Genomic DNA, 17,766 nt, shown 5'->3' on the forward strand with positions numbered 1-17,766 from the left:
CTGTCAGTGACGGGACTCTCATGGCACGTCGGCCGCATTGCCGCGACCATGGTGTTCCTCACCAGGCAGGCCGAAGGGATCCGGAATGCTCCGCAAGGTACTGGTCGCCAACCGCGGCGAGATCGCGATCCGCGCGTTCCGCGCAGGCTATGAAGTGGGCGCGCGGACGGTCGCCGTCTTCCCCCACGAGGATCGCAACTCGCTGCACCGGCTCAAGGCCGACGAGGCCTACGAGATCGGCGAACCGGGCCACCCCGTGCGGGCCTACCTCTCCGTCGAGGAGGTCATGCGCGCCGCCCGCCTCGCCGGCGCCGACGCCGTCTACCCGGGCTACGGCTTCCTGTCCGAGAACCCCGAGCTGGCCCGGGCGTGCGAGGAGGCCGGCATCACCTTCGTCGGCCCCAGCGCGCACATCCTGGAGCTGACCGGCAACAAGGCGCGCGCGGTGGCCGCCGCCCGCGCCGCCGGCGTACCGGTCCTCGGCTCCTCCGAGCCCTCCACCGACGTGGACGAACTGGTCCGTGCCGCCGACGGCATCGGCTTCCCCATCTTCGTGAAGGCGGTCGCCGGCGGTGGCGGGCGCGGCATGCGCCGCGTCGAGGACCCCGCCGCGCTGCGCGAGTCCATCGAGGCCGCCTCCCGCGAGGCCGCCTCCGCCTTCGGCGACCCCACCGTCTTCCTGGAGAAGGCCGTCGTCGAGCCCCGCCACATCGAGGTGCAGATCCTCGCCGACGGCCACGGCAACGTCATCCATCTCTTCGAACGCGACTGTTCGGTGCAGCGCCGCCACCAGAAGGTCATCGAGCTGGCGCCCGCCCCGAACCTCGACCCGGACCTGCGCGACCGGATCTGCGCCGACGCCGTCCGGTTCGCCCGCGAGATCGGCTACCGCAACGCGGGCACCGTCGAGTTCCTCCTCGACCGCGACGGCAACCACGTCTTCATCGAGATGAACCCCCGCATCCAGGTCGAGCACACGGTCACCGAGGAGGTCACCGACGTCGACCTCGTCCAGTCCCAGCTGCGGATCGCCGCCGGGGCCACCCTCGCCGACCTCGGCCTGTCCCAGGAGACCGTCACCCTGCGCGGCGCCGCCCTGCAGTGCCGTATCACCACCGAGGACCCCGCCAACGGCTTCCGCCCCGACACCGGCCGGATCAGCGCCTACCGCTCGCCCGGTGGCTCCGGCATCCGTCTGGACGGCGGCACCACCCACGCCGGTACGGAGATCAGCGCCCACTTCGACTCCATGCTGGTCAAACTGACCTGCCGCGGCCGGGACTTCACCACCGCAGTCAACCGGGCCCGGCGCGCGGTCGCCGAGTTCCGCATCCGGGGCGTCTCCACCAACATCCCGTTCCTGCAGGCCGTCCTCGACGACCCCGACTTCCAGTCCGGCAACGTCACCACCTCGTTCATCGAGCAGCGCCCGCACCTGCTCACCTCCCGCCATTCGGCCGACCGGGGCACCAAGCTGCTCACCTATCTGGCCGACGTCACCGTGAACAAGCCGAACGGCCCACGGCCCGACCTCGCCGACCCGACGGCCAAGCTGCCGAGGGCCGGCGCCGCCGCGGCCGAGCCCCCGGCCGGCTCCAAGCAGAAGCTCGTCGAACTCGGCCCGGAGGGCTTCGCCCGCTGGCTGCGCGCGTCGCCGACCATCGGTGTCACCGACACCACCTTCCGGGACGCCCACCAGTCGCTGCTGGCCACCCGGGTCCGTACGAAGGACATGCTCGCCGTCGCCCCCGTGGTCGCCCGGACCCTCCCGCAGCTCCTCTCCCTGGAGTGCTGGGGCGGCGCCACCTACGACGTGGCCCTGCGCTTCCTCGCCGAGGACCCCTGGGAGCGGCTGGCCGCCTTCCGCGCCGCCGCCCCCAACATCTGCCTCCAGATGCTGCTGCGCGGCCGCAACACCGTCGGCTACACGCCGTACCCGACCGAGGTCACCGACGCCTTCGTCCAGGAGGCCACCGAGACCGGCATCGACATCTTCCGGATCTTCGACGCGCTCAACGACGTGGGCCAGATGCGGCCCGCCATCGACGCCGTCCGGGCCACCGGAACGGCCGTCGCCGAGGTCGCCCTCTGCTACACCTCCGACCTCTCCGACCCGGCCGAGCAGCTCTACACCCTCGACTACTACCTCCGGCTCGCCGAGCAGATCGTCGAGGCCGGCGCCCATGTCCTCGCCGTCAAGGACATGGCGGGCCTGCTGCGCGCCCCCGCCGCGACCAAGCTCGTGACCGCGCTGCGCCGCGAGTTCGACCTGCCGGTGCACATCCACACCCACGACACCGCCGGCGGTCAGCTCGCCACCTACCTCGCCGCGATCCAGGCCGGCGCCGACGCCGTCGACGGGGCGGTGGCCTCCATGGCGGGTACCACCTCGCAGCCGTCGCTCTCCGCGATCGTGGCGGCGACCGACTACTCGGACCGCCCCACGGGCCTAGACCTGCGGGCCGTCGGCGACCTGGAGCCCTACTGGGAGAGCGTGCGCCGCGTCTACGCCCCCTTCGAGGCGGGCCTCGCCTCGCCGACCGGCCGCGTCTACGACCACGAGATCCCCGGCGGCCAGCTCTCCAACCTGCGCACCCAGGCCGTCGCCCTCGGTCTCGGCGACCGCTTCGAGGACATCGAGGCGATGTACACGGCCGCCGACCGCATCCTCGGCCACCTGGTGAAGGTCACGCCCTCCTCCAAGGTGGTCGGCGACCTCGCCCTGCACCTCGTCGGGGCCGGGGTGTCACCCGCCGACTTCGAGGCCACGCCCGACCGGTTCGACATCCCGGACTCCGTCATCGGCTTCCTCCGCGGCGAGCTGGGCACCCCGCCCGGCGGCTGGCCCGAGCCGTTCCGCAGCAAGGCCCTCCAGGGCCGCGCCGACGCCAAGCCGGTCCAGGACCTGAACGCCGAGGACCGCGCCGGACTCGAGAAGGACCGCCGCGCCACCCTCAACCGGCTGCTGTTCCCCGGCCCGACGCGCGAGTTCGAGAACCACCGCCAGACCTACGGCGACACCAGCGTCCTCGACAGCAAGGACTTCTTCTACGGCCTCGGCCCCGGCACGGAGTACGCCGTCGACCTGGAGCCCGGTGTGCGGCTCCTCATCGGCCTGGAGGCCGTCGGCGAGGCCGACGAACGCGGTATGCGCACGGTGATGTCCACCCTGAACGGCCAGCTGCGGCCGATCCAGATCCGCGACAAGGCCGCCTCCTCGGACATCCCCGTCACGGAGAAGGCCGACCGCTCCAACTCCGGCCATGTCGCCGCCCCGTTCGCCGGGGTGGTCACCCTCGCCGTCGCCGAGGGCGACGAAGTCGCGGCGGGCGCGACCGTCGCCACCATCGAGGCGATGAAGATGGAGGCCACCATCACCGTCTCCAAGGCCGGCCGGGTCTCCCGCCTGGCCATCAACAAGATCCAGCAGGTGGAGGGCGGCGACCTGCTGGTCGAGATCGTCTGACCTCCGCGTCGGGGCGGGCGCCTCAGGGCGCCGCCCCGGCCGGCCGGCGTGCCGCCGACACCAGGTGAGCCGTGAAGGCGTGCCGCGGGGCGGTGAGGACCTGGTGGGCGGGGCCCTGTTCGACCACGTGCCCGGCGTCCATGACCGCGATGCGGTGGGCGACCGCGGCGGTGTCCAGGTCGTGGGTGATCAGGACGAGCGCCGGTCCGGCCCCCTCGGCGTCGCCGCACAGTCCGGTGAGGACGTCGAGGATGCCGCGCCGGGTGACGGCGTCCAGGCCCGAGGTGATCTCGTCGCAGAGCAGGACGCGCGGACGGGCGAGGAGGGCGCGGGCCAGCGCGGCGCGCTGCAGTTCCCCGCCGGAGAGCCCGGCGGGACGACGCCGCACCAGTTCCGCGGGGAGACCGAGACGCCGCGCCGTCGTCAGCGCCTCCGCCTCGGCCGCCCCCGCGTCCAGCCCGCGCAGCCGGACCGCCGTGCGGGCGATCTGGTCCCGTACCGGCCGGTGCTCGTCGAAGGAGGCGCGGGCGTCCTGGAAGACGTACTGCACCGCCGCCAGCCGTCCCCGGTCGCGATCGCGCAGGCTGCGCGGCAGCGGGATGCCGTCGAGGAGGATCTCGCCGTCGAGGTCCCGGTGGAGCCCGGCGAGACACCGGGCGAGGGTGGTCTTGCCGCTGCCCGAACGTCCGACGACGGCCAGCGACTCACCCGCATACAGGGCGAGTTCGCCGACGTGCACGGTCACCCCCGTGCCGCGTGAGCCGTCACGGTGACGGGCGGTGAGACCGCGGACCCGCAGGACGGGCGCGGTGGCGGTCCGGGCGACGCGGGCGGGGGTTCCCTCGCCCGGGCCGGTGCCCTGGTCCGTCCGGGGCGTCGGTCCCGTCTCCGGCAAACTCGGGCGCGCGGACAGGAGCTGCCGGGTCCACGCGTGCCGGGGCGCCTCCCACACCCGTGCGGTGGGACCCGACTCCACGACCCGTCCCTCCCGCATGACGTGGACCTCGTCGGCGAGCGCGCGGACGACGTCGAGGTCGTGGCTGAGCAGGACGACCGCGATGCCGTGCGCCGCGACCGCCGCCAGCTGTTCGACGACGCCACGCTTGGTCAACATGTCCTGACCGGTGGTCGGTTCGTCGGCGACGACGACCCGCGCCCCGAGCAGGAGGGCCTGGGCGAGGACCACCCGTTGCTGCTGACCGCCGGAGAGCTGGTGCGGATGGCGTGCCAACAGCGCTTCGCCGTCGGTGAGTTGTGCCTGGGCCAGGGCGCGCAGTACGCGGTCCCGGGCGGCGGTGCGGCGGGCACGCCGGGGGAGCGGGCGCACCTGGGCGCGGGCGATGTCGGTGAGCAGGGCACTGATCCGGCGGGCGGGGTTGAGCACGGCCGCCGGATGCTGGGGGACGTACCCGACCGGGCCCGCCGTCGCGAGACGGACCTCGCCGGTGACGCGCGCCCCTTCCGGGTACTCGCCCAGCAGCGCCAGCCCGGTGGTCGTCTTCCCGCTGCCGGAGGCGCCCACCAGCGCGGTGATCCGGCCCGGCAGCACCCGCAGGTCCACTCCGTCCACGATCGCCCGGCCGCCCACCTCGACCCGCAGGCCGGTGATCTCGGCCAGGGGGGCCGGGGCGGCCCGGCCGGCTTCGTCGTCGTACCGCGTCACCGTCGTCCCCTTCCTGTGCGGACCCTCGCCGGAACCCGTCCGTGCTCGCGGCGCCCCGTCGGCCCGCCGGGCCTCTCCAACGCCGCGTCGAAGAGGAGGTTCGTGCCCGTGGTCAGCGCGACGATCAGCAGCGCGGGGACGACCACGGCCCAGGGCTGCACGAACAGACCCGTACGGTTGCGGTCGACCATGACCGCCCAGTCGGCGGCGTCCGGGGCCACCCCGACACCGAGGAACGCGGCGGTGGCGACCAGGTACAGGACGCCCGTGAGCCGTGTCCCGGCATCCGCGCCGAGGGTACGCAGGATGCTGCGGCCCACATGCCCCACGGCGGTGCGCCACCACGTCTCGCCCTGGAGGCGGAGGGCCTCGACGACGGGCCGGGCGGCGGCATCCGTGGCGGCGGCGCGCACGAGGCGGGCGGCGTCCGGCACGTTGACCAGGGCGACGAGGAGGGCGAGGCCCACGGCTCCGGGGGTGGACACGGACGCCACCAGCAGGATCAGCAACAGCGACGGGACCGAGATCAGCACGTCCAGGGGCCGCATGAGCAGTTCCTCCAGCCACCGGCGGTGGGTCAGTGCCGCGAGCAGGCCGACCGGCAGGGCGACCAGGTAGGCGAGCGCTCCGGCGCCGAGCGCGGTCAGCACGACCGGCCGACCGCCGTGCAGGATCTGCTGCCACACGTCCCGGCCCGTGAAGTCCGTACCGAGCCAGTGCCCGTCGCCGAGCGTGAAGGACATGGCCCGCGGCTCCGGCTCCCCGGCGAACACCGGTCCCAGGAGGGCCAGGAGAAGAGGAACGGCTATGACCGCGACGCCGAGCGCGAAGCGCGTCGTACGCCCCCGGGCGACGGCACCCGCTCCGGCATCGGTGCCCCGGGTCACGCGGCCACCCCCGCCCGGGGGGCCAGACGCCGGGCGACCATGTCCGCGCCCAGGTTGAGGACGACGGTCAGGACGCCGAAGACCACCGCCAGGCCCTGGACGACGGGGACATCGCGTTCGGTGACGGCGTTGAGCAGCACGGTACCGAGCCCGGGGATCACGAAGAGGGCCTCCACGACGACGACGCCGCACAGCAGCCAGTCCGCCGTGCGGGCGAGTTGCTGAGCGGCGGGGGCGAGCGCGTGGGGGAGCGCGTGGGCGTAGCGGACGCGCGCGCCCTGGATCCCGCACCGGCGGGCGTGCGCGACGAAGGGGGAGGCGAGGGCGTCGACCATGCCCGCGCGGACCAGGCGGGCGAGCGAGCACACCGGCCGGGACAGCAGGACGAGGACGGGCAGGACCAGCACGGCCGGACGGGCGAGCAGGTCGCCGCCGTGGCCGACGGCCGTGGGCGGCAGCCAGCCGAGCCGCAGCGCGAACACGGTCACCAACAGCACTCCGAGGGCGAACTCGGGCACCGCGTACACGGCGAGCGTCACGGAGCTGACCAGCCGGTCGACCGGCCCGCCCTCGTGCCGCGCGGCCAGGACGCCCAGCCCGAAGCCGACCGGCACGAGCAGAGCGACCGTGAGCGCGGCGAGCAGCAGGGTCGGGCCGAAGCCGTCGGCGATGTACCCGGCGACCGGGCGGCCGGAGGTGAGGGAGGTCCCGAAGTCGCCCTGCGGCAGGCCGAGCGCCCAGTCGGCCAGCCGCTCGTGCACGGGCCGGTCCAGGTGCATCGCCTCGCGGATGGCGGCGATGCGCGCCGGGTCGGGCTGGTCACCGGCGAGCGCGACCGCGGCGTCGCCCGGCAACGCCTCGGTGAGCGCGAAGACCAGCAGCACGACGGCCACGACCTGCGCAGCGCCCAGCAGGAGGCGCCGGGCCACGAAGGGGAGCGGGGGCGCCGGACGCGTACCGCGCCGTCGTGGCCGGTCGCCCGGCTCCCCGCAGCCCTCCGGGGCGCTCGTGGTCACGTCAGCCACACCTTGTCGAACCGTGCCCAGTCGAGCGTGTTGGCGGGCGCCTCGGTCCGGACTCCCCTCACCTGCCTGCTCGTTCCGATGATCCAGTCGGCGAAACCCCAGATCAGGAAGCCGCCCTCGGCGTACAGCCGACGCTGCATCCGCTCGTAGACCGCCCCGCGCTCCGCCTTGTCCCGGCTGGACTGCGCCTGCCGGTACAGCGCGTCGAAGTCCTTGTGCCGCCAGTGGGTGGCGTTGGTGGTGGAGTCGATGAGCAGCCGCTGCGAGATGTGCGCCTCGATGGGCATGGCGCCGGAGCGGTAGCAGGAGAGGGTGCCGGAGTCGAGGATGTCGCTCCAGTACGAGTCCTTGCTGCCCATCCTGACCTCGACGGTGACGCCCGCCTTCGCGGCCTGGTCGCGGAAGATGCCGGCCGCCTCGGTGAATCCGGCGGCCACGGCCGAGGTGTCCAGGGTGACCTTCAGCTTCTCGGCGCCGGCCCGTTTCAGCAGGGCGCGGGCCCGGTCGAGGTCCTGTTCGCGCTGCGGGAGGCCGGCGGGGTAGTACTCGTAGCCCTTGCCGAACAGGTCGTTGCCGACGACGCCCGCCCCCGACAGGGCCCCGTCCACGAGTTCCTGACGGTCGGCGATCAGGAAGAACGCCTCCCGCACCCGCTTGTCGTCGAAGGGCGGCCGGTCGGTCTTCATGCAGAACGCCTGCATGGCGCTGTTGCGCAGCCGGACGATCTCGATCCGTCCCTTGTCCTCGTGGGCGCGGGCGGTGGCGGGGTTCAGTTCGTGTGCGTATTCGACCTGGCCGCCGAGGAGCGCGTTCACCCGGGCCGACTCCTCATTGGCGACGACGAATTCGAGTTCGTCCAAGTGCGGGGCGCCGTCCCAGTAGGCGTCGTGGCGGCGGAAGACGGCCGAACGGCCGGGGGCGAACGACACGAAACGGAAGGGCCCGGAGCCGATCGGCTTCCGGTCGAAGTCGGCGTCGGCGGTGCCCTCGGGGACGATGTAGGCGCCGAACGCGGCCAGCACGTTGGGGAACTCGGCGGTGGGCCGCTTCAGGACGAACTCGATGTCCCGCTCCCCGGTGGCCCGGCTGGCGTCGAGGTCGATGGGCTCCAGGGACGCCTTCGCGCGGAACGCCTTCTTCGGGTCGGCGATACGGCGGTAGCTGAACAGCACGTCCTTCGCGGTGACCGGGCTGCCGTCGTGGAAGGCGGCCTCGCGCAGGGTGACCCGCCAACGGTCCAGGGCCTTGTCCGACTCCCACTTCGCCGCGAGGCGAGGCCGCGCCGACAGGTCGGCGCCGTAGTCGGCGAGCTTGTCGAACAGGGCCTTGGCCCTGGCGACGTCGGCGAAGAGACTGGCCAGGTGCGGGTCGAGGGTCTCACTGGCGCCGCCGCCCGCGAACGCGGCGCGCAGCCGTCCGCCGCGCTTCGGCCTGCCGTCGCTGCCACCGGCCCCGGCGTCCGTGCCGCCGCCGTCACCGCACCCCGTCAGGGCGAGTGAGCCGAGTGCGACGGCACCGCCCGCGGCGAGGAAGCCGCGTCGGCGCAGACCGGTGAAACGTTCGTCGTGCATGAGGGTTCCTTCGGTGATGGGGAGAAGAAGTGAGGGGGCGTCAGGCGAGCCGGGCGACGAGGTGCAGCCGGTCCGCGTCGGCCGTGCTGCCGGGCAACCGACCCTCGTGCCACGGCGGTTCGGTGCGCGGACCCGGCCCGTCGTGCAGTTCGAGCACCTCGAAGCCGTGCGCGGTCAGGACGTGGCGCAGCTCCTGCGGGAACAACAGCCGCCAGGCGGACCGCTGTTCGGCCTGCTGCGTGCCGTCGTCCGAGGTCCAGACCCGGACCCGGCGCAGGAGTTGGGCGGTGCGGTCCACGGTGAGGGTGGTGGTGGACCGGTAGGCGGTGCCCTGCCAGGTGAAGGCGTGCACGGCCGGAGTGTCGAGCAGGTCGGTGCGGCCCAGGAAGTAGGCCCCGTTGCGCATCTCCGCGACCAGCAGCCCGCCGTCGGCGAGCGCCCGGCGGCAGGAGGAGAGGAATCCGTCGAGCTGGGCGGCGGTGTGGCAGTACAGCAGCGAGCTGTCCAGGCAGACCACCGCGTCGAAGGCGGCCCGGCCCAGGTCGAAGCCGTGCAGATCGGCCCGTACGTACTGCGGCCCGGGGTGCCGGGCACGGGCGTGGGCGAGCATCGCATCGGAGACGTCGGCGCCGGTCACCGTACGGCCGGCGCGGTGCAGATGGGCGGCGTCGCGCCCGGTGCCGCAGCCCATGTCCAGGACCCGGGGGCCGGCCCCGTGACGCCGCAGACAGTCCTCGGCCCAACGCCCGGCCAGCCGCCCGTGATCGGGGAAGCGGGCCTCGTACAGCGCCGGGTTGTCGGTGAGGAGGTTGGCGGCGGTCATGCGCTGCTCCGCTCACCGGCCGGGGCGACCGCGGGTGCGGCTGGCCTCGCGGGAAGCGCCCCCAGCCGGTGCAGCCGTCCGACGCCGGCCGCCGAGAGGAGCCCGAGGACGGCGCAGCACACCCAGGGCACCCAGGGGTGGCCGCTACGCCCTCCGGCGTCCATGGCCCACCCGACGACGGTGTTGCCCACGGCCGCCGCGATGCCCGAGACGACGTAGAAGATGCCGAAGTACGTGCCGGTCAGCTCCTCGCGCCCGAAACGGGGGATCAGCTCCATCACGAACGGTGAGGCGATCATGAGGCCGAGATGGAGGAGCAGCGCGCCGAGGAGGACCGGCACGAGGGCGAGCCGTCCCGAGGCCCCGACAGCGGCCGCCAGGGCCGCTGGAAGGAAGGCAAGGCCGGTCAGGACGAGCCCTGCACCGATCCAACGGGGCGTATCCCCACGGGACTTGAGCGATCGGGTGATGCGCAGTTGCAGCGCGAGGTTGGCGAGCGTGCCGACGAGGAGGACGAGCCCGGCCGCGCCGTCCCAGCCGGTGGCCTCCCTGGCCCCCGTGGGCAGCAGCAGGTACAGCTGGTTCTCCAGGGTGAACATGCCGACCATGGCCAGCGCGAACGCCAGGAAGGCACGGTTGCCGAGCACCTCGCGCCAGTCCCCGAGGACACCGCCGCCGCTCGGTTCGGTCCTCCGCGCGGGCAGGACCAGGGCCTGCGCCACGGTGAGGACCGCGAAGATCCCGGCGGCGGTCAGCGCCGACGTACGGAAGTCCACCAGCAGCAGCGCGCCGCCCAGCAGCGGTCCGATCAGGGCCCCGGTCGTCGCGAAGACGTTGAACAGCGCGAACGCCTCCGCCTTGCGCTCCCCGGACTCCTGCGACAGGTACGCCCGCACCGCCGGGTTGAACAGCGCCCCGGCGAGTCCGCTGAGCACCGACGCGGCGAGCAGCACCGGCAGTCCGTCGCCGAGCGCGAACAGCGCGAACCCGACGGTCCGCAGCGCACAGCCGGCGATGATCACGCCCCGCGCGCCGAGCCGGTCCGAGGCGGAACCGCCGATGACGAACAGGCCCTGCTGGCTCAGGTTCCGGACGCCCAGGACGATCCCGACGACGGCCGCCGACATGCCCAGGTTCTCGGTGAGGTGGGTGGCGAGGTAGGGGATCAGCAGGTAGAAGCCGATGTTGACGCCGAGCTGGTTGACCAGCAGGAGGCGGACGGCGAACGGGAACGCGCGTATCTCATGCCAGGTCTGCACGGCCTGTCCCCTCCGTTCCGCCGCGCGGTCCGTTCGCCGCGGCTGCCGGATCGAGCGGTGCGCTCCCCTCGGTTCGGGCTTCGTCCTCGTCGTGTCCACCGGTCGTGCGGCGCCGAACTCCCAGTCCGGGGAGCCCGGTTGTCGTCACGTGTCCGTCGGTGCCGCCGATTCCGGTCCAGGGGTCGGCGGCGAGCAGGAGATGTCCGTCGAGGTCGACCCAGCGGGCCCGGTCCACGAGATGGACGGCGGGGGCGAGACCGAGGCTGCTGGCGGTGAGGCAGCCGAGCATCAGCTCGGTGCCGCTGCCCTCGATCGACTCGGCGATCCGCAGGGCCGCGTGGACGCCGCCGCACTTGGCGAGCTTGACGTTGACACCGTGCACCCGTCCCGCCAGCCGCCGTACGTCCTCCAGCCCCACCGCGTCCTCGTCGGCGATGACGGGCAGCGGCGAGCGCTGCGCGAGGGCCGCCAGCGCCTCCGGGTCACCGGGGGCGATGGGCTGTTCGACGGCCTCCACCCCGAGGTCCGCGAAGCGCGGCAGCAGGGCCTCGGCCCGGGACGTCGTCCAGGCGCCGTTGGGGTCCAGGAGCAGCCTGGCCCGGGGCGCTGCGGCACGGACGGCCCGGACGCGCTCGACGTCCTCCTCCGGGTCCGGGGCCCCGGCCTTCACCTTGAGGACCCCGAAGCCGCACGCGGCCAGGCGGCGTGCCTGGGCCCCGGCGCGGGCCGGTGAGGTGATGCCGATGGTGCGGGCGGTCGCGGCCGTCGGGGCGGACGGGGCGCCCAGCAGACGGTGGACGGGGCTGTCCGCGCGCTTGCCGGCCAGATCGAGGAGCGCGGCGCCGACGGCGGCGGTCACGGCGGGCGCGGTCGCCGGGGCACCGGCCAACTCGCCGTCGACCAGGGCCTCCAGCGCGCTCTCCGGATCGCGGAAACGGGCGAGGTCCACGGCCACGTCCGCGAACAGCCGGTCCAGGGTGCCCGTGTCGAGGCCGTAGTACACGCTGGTGACGGCCTCACCGTGGCCGTGCCGCCCGTCGTCGTCCTCGACGGTCAGCCACACCGCGTCACGCGCGGACATGGTGGAGCGGGAGATGCGCAACGGCTCGGCGAGTGCGAGGCGTACGGTGCGCCGGGTGACCTTCACAGTCTCTCTTCCGGACGGGGGACCTGGAGCGGGTCGCGGACCCTGCCGCACCGGACCCAGCCGACGGCCTCGGCCGCGCCGGGATGGGGGATCTCGACGGGGCGGACGGCGGCGGAGGCCGGGTCGATGCCGTGGGCGGCGGCGAAGTCGTCGTCGTAGACGCTGCCGAGGTAGCGGTGCGGGCCGTCCGGGAAGACGGTGGCGACGACGGCACCGGGGTGGACACGGGCCGCCCAGGCGGCGACGAGCGCGACCGCCCCGGTGCTCCAGCCGCCGCTGACGAAGCTCCCCCGGGCGAGGCGGCGGCAGCTGTCGACGGCCTCGGCCGGACCGACCCAGTGCACCTCGTCGAAGGCGTCGTAGGCCACGTTGCGCGGGTGGATGCTGCTGCCCAGGCCCCGCATCAGCCTCGGCCGGGCCGGCTGGCCGAAGATCGTCGAGCCGGTGGAGTCGACGCCGACGAGGCGCAGCGCGGGCCAGTGCCGCCGGAGCGGGCCGATGATCCCCGCGCTGTGCCCGCCGGTGCCGACGCTGCACACCAGGACGTCCACGTGATCGAGCTGCACGGCGAGTTCGGCGGCGAGCGAGGCGTAGCCGGCGGTGTTGTCGGGGTTGTTGTACTGGTCGGGCCAGTACGCCCCGGGCAGGACGGCGAGCAGGTCCCGCAGTCGCGTCAGACGGGCCGCCTGCCAGCCGCCCACGGCCGCCGGGCGGTCAACGAGCTCCAGCCGGACGCCGTGGGAGCGCAGCAACTGGCGCATGGACGGCTCCAGTTCGCTGTCGCCGACCAGGACGACCGGATGGCCGAGCGCCTGTCCGGCGAAGGCCAGCCCGATGCCCAGCGTGCCGGAGGTCGATTCCACCACGGGGGCGCCGGGCAGCAGTTCACCCCGCTCCCGGGCGCCCAGCAGCATGGACACGGCGGCCCGCGCCTTCATCCCGCCGGCCGCGAGCCCTTCGAGTTTGGCCCAGAACCCCGGCTGCGGGCCCGGCAGATCGGCGGTGATCCGCGCCAGCGGCGTCCGCCCGACCAGCGACAGCAGCTCCGGACGGGCGACGGCACGGAGGACGGTCGTGGACGTCACCGGCGCTCTCCCACCAGGTGGCCGACGCCCCGGCCGGGGGCCGTTCCGTCCGAGCGGTAGCGGTGCAGGGTGCCCGGTCCCGCGTCCAGCCAGAAGAAGGGGTACGGCTCCGCGCACACCGCGCTCACGCCGTGACCGAGGAACCTGGGGAGCACCGCACTGCCGGTCTGCGCGAACATCACCAGCTGCTTGCCCCGCGCCAGCGCGTGCCGCCGCAGCGGCTCGAAGCTGCCGTTGCCCAGGGTCATCCCGGAGACCAGCAGCGCGTCACAGGACTCCGCGGCCGCGAGCGCGTCGGTGACGACCGGCTCCCCCCACTCCGTGGCGCCGCCCTTGAGATCGCACGGCACATAGCGCAGTCCGCGTGAACGCAGCCCCTCCAGCAGGGAGTTGACGACGCCCACCACGAGCACGGTGGCGCCCTCGGGCAGATCGAGCAGTTCGACGACGGCCCGCGCCCGCGCCCGTGACTTCTCCAGCGAGGTACCGGCCGGCAGCGGGAAGGGGTGTGCCCCGTGTTCCGGGGTGTGCGGGCCGGCATGCATGAGATAGGCGTCGAGCGCGGCCACCCGCACGGGGAGGAGCGGATGCCCGAGGAGGCGGGCGGCGTCGGCGCCGGCGCAGTCGTCGACCGCCGAGTCCGGCAGGGCGCCGGGCTCGACCGCGCAGGACCCCACGGCACCGGCGAGACGCAGACTGAGCACCTCGTTGCGATAGCCGGTGCCCCGCCCGTCGTGCCGCACCGCCTGCCGCGTCACGAACGCCACCGAGACGCGCAACGTCCGTGGATCCGGGCCGAGTTCGCCCGCGAGGGTACGCTCCAGCAGGTTCTCGTACGTGGTGGCGGCACCGGCGGCCCGCGCCAGGGCGGTCACCGGATCACCAGCCCGGCGCGCACCTCGGCCAGCAGCGATTCGACCTGTTCGCGTGCGCCCGGCCCGGCAGGGTCGCCCACCATGACATGACCGAGGTACTCGTTGTTGCTGCCGGCCTGTCTGACCTGCCGGCCCGGCTCGGCGAGCTGCGCCTCCAGCACTCCGGCGGCATCGGTGAGCGGGCCGCCGTCCAGCGCCACCAGCGTGCCCGAGCTCTGCGGTACGAGGAAGCCGACGGCCGCGCTGCGCAGCCCGGTCTCCCGGCGGCGCAGATCGGGCGCACGGCCGAGGGCGACCTCCACGGCGGCCGCGGCGAGGTCGATGCCGGTGACATGACGGATCAGCTCGGTGATGCGGTTCCCGGCGGGCCGGGGGTTGACCTCGACCACGCGCGGACCGGCAGGGGTCAGCTTGATCTCGGTGTGGGCCACGAGGCCGTCGGTCAGCCCGAGCGCCTTGAGCGCGCTCAGCGCGGTCTGTTCGGCGGCCTCGGTGTCGGCGCCGGTCAGGGCGGCGGGGAACATGTGCCCGGTCTCGATGAACGCGGGCGCGCCGCCGACGCTCTTGTCGGTCACGCCCACGACGTGCACGGCCCCGGCGTGCGACACGGTCTCGACGCTCACCTCGGGACCGGTCAGCAGCTCTTCGAGCAGCACGCCCGGCACCCGTCGCTGCCCGCGCGCGTTCAGCGGGAAGTCAGCCAACGACCGGACTGCGGCAGCCAGTTCGGCCTCGTCGTCCACACGCCGTACGAACATGCCCGCGCACAGGTCGACCGGCTTCACGACCAGCGGATAGCCGATCTCACGCGCCGCGCGGGCGAGATCGGCCCACTCCTCGTGCAGGGCGAAACGCGGGCCGGGCACATCGGCGTCGTCGAGGACGCGGCGGGTGGCGTCCTTGCGGCAGGCGTCCTCGACGGCCCGCGGCCCCGGCCCCGGGAGACCGAGGCGGCCGGCGATGCGGGCGACCGTCGGCAGGTAGTAGTCGCAGGAGGAGATCACCCCGTCGAAGCCGAACACCCCGTGCAGGCGCTCCGCCTCCGGCAGGAGGGTGTCGAGGTCGTTGGTGTCGGCCGTCACCACGTTCCGGGCGCCGAGGAGCGGGTGGGCCGCGCCCTCGGGGGCGGAGCGCAGGTAGTGGTGCAGGTCGCGGGTGAGGAACGTGAACTCGTGCCCGCCCTCCAGGATGGACCGTGGCAGCAGTCTGCTCATCGATCCGACCCAGCTCTCGACCACCAACAGATGAGCCACAGCTCCCCTTTTCGTGCGGTGCGTATCGGTGTCAGGGCAGCCCGACGACGCCCCCGCGGAGGAGGCGCCCGGCTTGACATGCCCACCTTATCGATAATCGTTTTCATTGTCATGTGTGGGTTTCGAGAGGCCGACGTGGCTCATCCGATCAGGACCACCCGGGCCCAGTCCGGCGGCGAGTGGGGTACGTAGTCCGGGTCGTCCTCGCGCCACGCGTTGCGCCGGGAGTGCCGGGGGAACAGGCCGACCACGGTCCGGCACAGCGGCCGGGAGGCGGGCCAGGGGGTCTGTCCGTCGGTGAGGGCCACCACCACATCGGGCCTGGGGTGGCCGCGCAGCGCCCGGGAGAAGCCGGCGCGCAGGTCCGTCCCGCCGCCGCCCAGCAGCGGGATGCCCTCCGCCTTGCACAGCGGGTGGGCGATCCGGGCCGCCGCGTCGCAGGGGACGACGGTGACGAGGTCCCGCCGGCCGCCCACGGCACGGGAGATCGCCGCGACCTCCAGCAGCGCACTGCCCAGTTCCGCGTCACTCACCGACCCGGAGGTGTCGATGATCACCGACACGCGGGGAGGCCGGCGCCGCAGACTCGGCAGCACAGTGCCCGGCACGCCCGCCGATCGCCGCGACGGCCGCCCGTAGCTGTAGTCCTCGCCCGCCCCGGGCGCGGACGCCGCCGACCGGACCGCCGCGCCCAGCAGCTCGCGCCACGCCTGGGGCGGATGGAACGCCTCCTCCGCCCAGCGCTTCCAGCCCGCGGACGCCGACCCGGGCCGGCCGATGATGCCCTGGGCCACCCGGAACCGGACCGCGTCCCGTTCCTGCTCGCTCAGGGCGCACGCCCCGTCCGCCCCCAGCTCCCACTCCCGTTCCAGACCGTCGGCGCCGCTGCCGCAGTCCAGCCACGCGAACTCATCGGTATACGGACCCAGTTGGAACTGACGCAGATAGTCCTCCATCAGCTGCCCCTCCGGCAGCCGCAGGAACGCCGGATCGACGACGCCCTCGGGCTTGACCAGGCCGTCGCCGAAGGCGTCGTCGTTGATCTCGCAGTCGGCTGCGATGTTCATCCGCAGCCGCTCCCCGGGCCCGGTCAGACCGCGCTCCCTGGCAACGCGGTCACTGCGCCCGTGGTGGTCGCGCAGGAGATGCGACACCTCGTGCACCCACACCCCGGCCAGCTCCTCCACCGGAGTGCGGTCCACGAAGTCCGGGGAGACGTAACACCGCCAGTACCGGTCGACCCCCATGGTGGGCACCCGCCGGGACTCCACGGCCTGCAGCGCGAACAGCGCCGTCGCCAGATAGGGACGGGCCCGCGCCGCCTGCAGCCGGGCGGTGTACAGCTTGTCGAAGTCGAGCCCCTGCCCGCTGTTCATCGGCGGGCACTCGTCGCCTGCTCGGCGCGGGACGCCGCCTCGTCCGCCCGCCGCGACAGCGTCACCACTCCGGCGAGGCTCTCGATCGCGGCCGGTACGTCCCAGTCGTCGCGGCGCAGTGACGCGAGCGTGGTCGCGGGGACGACCACCAGATCCGGGGCCCCGGTCTCCAGCGCCCGCACCAGCAGCGCCCACGCCGCGTCCCAGCGGTCCTTCTCCGGCCGTACCCGGACCGCCGCCACCACGCCGTCGAGCACCGCCTGCCGCAGATCCCCCCGTCGGGGCAGCTCCGCCCCCGCCGGGTCGGCGAGCAGCGTCTCGGGATCCGGCAGGTCGAGCCGGTCCAGGGAGGCCAGCAGCTCCAGCCCCGGCCCGTCGCCCACGGTGCCGCGCACCAACGGGGAGAGCACATCGCGTGAGACGCCGGCGGCGGTCGCGAAGGCGATCAGATGCAGCGTCATCTCCCAGCTCCGCGGGGACGGCCACGGCCCGCCCCGGCGGCTCTCGCTGTTCGGCAGCTGATGCACCAGCTTGGGCCGGGCGGCCAGCAGCGTGCACACCGCGCGCCGGGCGAAGTCCACCGCCTCCGGCAGGCGTTCCGGCGCGAGCCGCGGCAGAGTGGCCCGCGGCCAGGTCCCGCCTAGACCCCGTACGACGACCTCGTGGTCGTGCGTCCACTGCAGATGCACGAACCGGTTGGCCAGCGGCGGGCTCAGCTCCCAGCCGTCCGCCGCCGAGGACCGGGGGTTGGCGGCGGCCACGATCCTTACGCCGGGCGGCAGTTGCAGGGTGCCGATCCTCCGCTCCAGCACCAGGCGCAGCAGCGCGGCCTGCACCGCGGGCGGCGCCGTCGACAGCTCGTCCAGGAACAGCAGCCCCCGGCCCACGCGCACCAGCCGCACCGCCCAGTCCGGCGGGGCCATCGGCACTCCCTGCTCGGCCGGGTCGTCGCCGACGATCGGCAGCCCCGAGAAGTCGGACGGCTCGTGCACGCTGGCGATCACGGTCGTCAGCGGAAGGTCCAGGGCGGCCGCGAGCTGCGTGAGCGCGGCGGTCTTGCCGATCCCGGGCTCGCCCCAGAGCAGTACGGGAAGGTCGGCGGCGACGGCCAGCGTCAGGGCCTCCAGCTGGGCGTCGGGGCGGGGTTCGGTGGTCGTGGTGCGCAGCAGACTCAACAGGTCTGCGGCTACGTCGAGTTGGGAAGCGGCGACGGGCTCGGAGAGCGTGGTGGGCAGGGCGAACGGGGTACATGTGGGCATGGGGTATCACCTTCGGGTGGAGTGGGTCGAAGACCTGTGACGGGTGAGCGTGCAGGCGGAGCCAGGAGCCAGGAGCC

At 73.8% G+C, this 17,766-nt stretch carries 13 protein-coding genes; 1 reads left to right on the forward strand and 12 read right to left on the reverse strand.

Going from position 1 to position 17,766, the window contains the following annotated elements:
* The first annotated feature begins 85 nt into the window (after window positions 1–85).
* Window positions 86–3,466: a pyruvate carboxylase gene (locus tag SCAB_RS39155; protein WP_013005582.1), complete on the forward strand. Its 3,381-nt coding sequence runs from the start codon at window positions 86–88 to the stop codon at window positions 3,464–3,466.
* Window positions 3,467–3,488: 22 nt separating this feature from the next.
* Here the strand turns inward: SCAB_RS39155 and SCAB_RS39160 are convergent, their stop codons facing one another.
* The 12 genes from SCAB_RS39160 to SCAB_RS39215 all read right to left on the reverse strand — a co-directional run bounded on the left by SCAB_RS39160 (window position 3,489) and on the right by SCAB_RS39215 (window position 17,689).
* Window positions 3,489–5,129, reverse strand: a complete 1,641-nt coding sequence (locus tag SCAB_RS39160; RefSeq protein WP_013005583.1) for an ABC transporter ATP-binding protein — start codon at window positions 5,127–5,129, stop codon at window positions 3,489–3,491.
* Entirely contained in the window at window positions 5,126–6,016 is an 891-nt protein-coding gene (locus tag SCAB_RS39165) for an ABC transporter permease (protein WP_013005584.1), read from the reverse strand. The genes SCAB_RS39160 and SCAB_RS39165 overlap by 4 nt, the downstream gene beginning before the upstream one ends.
* Window positions 6,013–6,945, reverse strand: coding sequence for an ABC transporter permease (locus SCAB_RS39170; RefSeq protein ID WP_041671219.1), 933 nt, complete (start codon window positions 6,943–6,945; stop codon window positions 6,013–6,015). The genes SCAB_RS39165 and SCAB_RS39170 overlap by 4 nt, the downstream gene beginning before the upstream one ends.
* A gap of 83 nt (window positions 6,946–7,028) precedes the next feature.
* The gene (locus SCAB_RS39175) at window positions 7,029–8,612 is read right to left on the reverse strand and encodes an ABC transporter substrate-binding protein (RefSeq protein ID WP_013005586.1); all 1,584 of its coding nucleotides are present in this window, start codon (window positions 8,610–8,612) and stop codon (window positions 7,029–7,031) included.
* 40 nt (window positions 8,613–8,652) lie between these two features.
* Window positions 8,653–9,435 carry a class I SAM-dependent DNA methyltransferase gene (locus SCAB_RS39180; RefSeq protein ID WP_013005587.1) on the reverse strand — a complete coding sequence of 261 codons (783 nt, stop codon included), beginning with the start codon at window positions 9,433–9,435 and terminating at the stop codon, window positions 8,653–8,655.
* The gene (locus SCAB_RS39185; protein WP_013005588.1) at window positions 9,432–10,694 is read right to left on the reverse strand and encodes an MFS transporter; all 1,263 of its coding nucleotides are present in this window, start codon (window positions 10,692–10,694) and stop codon (window positions 9,432–9,434) included. The genes SCAB_RS39180 and SCAB_RS39185 overlap by 4 nt, the downstream gene beginning before the upstream one ends.
* Window positions 10,678–11,841: a mandelate racemase/muconate lactonizing enzyme family protein gene (locus SCAB_RS39190; protein WP_013005589.1), complete on the reverse strand. Its 1,164-nt coding sequence runs from the start codon at window positions 11,839–11,841 to the stop codon at window positions 10,678–10,680. The genes SCAB_RS39185 and SCAB_RS39190 overlap by 17 nt, the downstream gene beginning before the upstream one ends.
* Window positions 11,838–12,926, reverse strand: coding sequence for a PLP-dependent cysteine synthase family protein (locus SCAB_RS39195; RefSeq protein ID WP_013005590.1), 1,089 nt, complete (start codon window positions 12,924–12,926; stop codon window positions 11,838–11,840). The genes SCAB_RS39190 and SCAB_RS39195 overlap by 4 nt, the downstream gene beginning before the upstream one ends.
* The gene (locus tag SCAB_RS39200; RefSeq protein WP_013005591.1) at window positions 12,923–13,801 is read right to left on the reverse strand and encodes a Rossmann-like domain-containing protein; all 879 of its coding nucleotides are present in this window, start codon (window positions 13,799–13,801) and stop codon (window positions 12,923–12,925) included. Before SCAB_RS39200 ends, SCAB_RS39195 begins: the two co-directional genes overlap by 4 nt.
* A complete protein-coding gene (locus tag SCAB_RS39205) occupies window positions 13,798–15,054 on the reverse strand; it encodes an ATP-grasp domain-containing protein (RefSeq protein WP_013005592.1) in 1,257 nt (418 codons plus the stop codon). Before SCAB_RS39205 ends, SCAB_RS39200 begins: the two co-directional genes overlap by 4 nt.
* Before the next feature lie 140 nt (window positions 15,055–15,194).
* Window positions 15,195–16,430, reverse strand: a complete 1,236-nt coding sequence (locus SCAB_RS39210; RefSeq protein ID WP_013005593.1) for a vWA domain-containing protein — start codon at window positions 16,428–16,430, stop codon at window positions 15,195–15,197.
* Window positions 16,427–17,689, reverse strand: a complete 1,263-nt coding sequence (locus SCAB_RS39215) for an AAA family ATPase (RefSeq protein WP_013005594.1) — start codon at window positions 17,687–17,689, stop codon at window positions 16,427–16,429. The genes SCAB_RS39210 and SCAB_RS39215 overlap by 4 nt, the downstream gene beginning before the upstream one ends.
* Window positions 17,690–17,766: the final 77 nt, after the last annotated feature.

The sequence above is a fragment of the Streptomyces scabiei 87.22 genome (assembly GCF_000091305.1).
Taxonomy (GTDB): Bacteria; Actinomycetota; Actinomycetes; order Streptomycetales; family Streptomycetaceae; genus Streptomyces; species Streptomyces scabiei.

Coding starts and splice junctions, on each gene's coding strand:
- SCAB_RS39155 (WP_013005582.1), top strand. CDS start 86: ATGCTCCGCAAGGTACTGGTCGCCAACCGCGGCGAGATCGCGATCCGC.
- SCAB_RS39175 (WP_013005586.1), bottom strand. CDS start 8,612: ATGCACGACGAACGTTTCACCGGTCTGCGCCGACGCGGCTTCCTCGCC.
- SCAB_RS39180 (WP_013005587.1), bottom strand. CDS start 9,435: ATGACCGCCGCCAACCTCCTCACCGACAACCCGGCGCTGTACGAGGCC.
- SCAB_RS39210 (WP_013005593.1), bottom strand. CDS start 16,430: ATGAACAGCGGGCAGGGGCTCGACTTCGACAAGCTGTACACCGCCCGG.
- SCAB_RS39215 (WP_013005594.1), bottom strand. CDS start 17,689: ATGCCCACATGTACCCCGTTCGCCCTGCCCACCACGCTCTCCGAGCCC.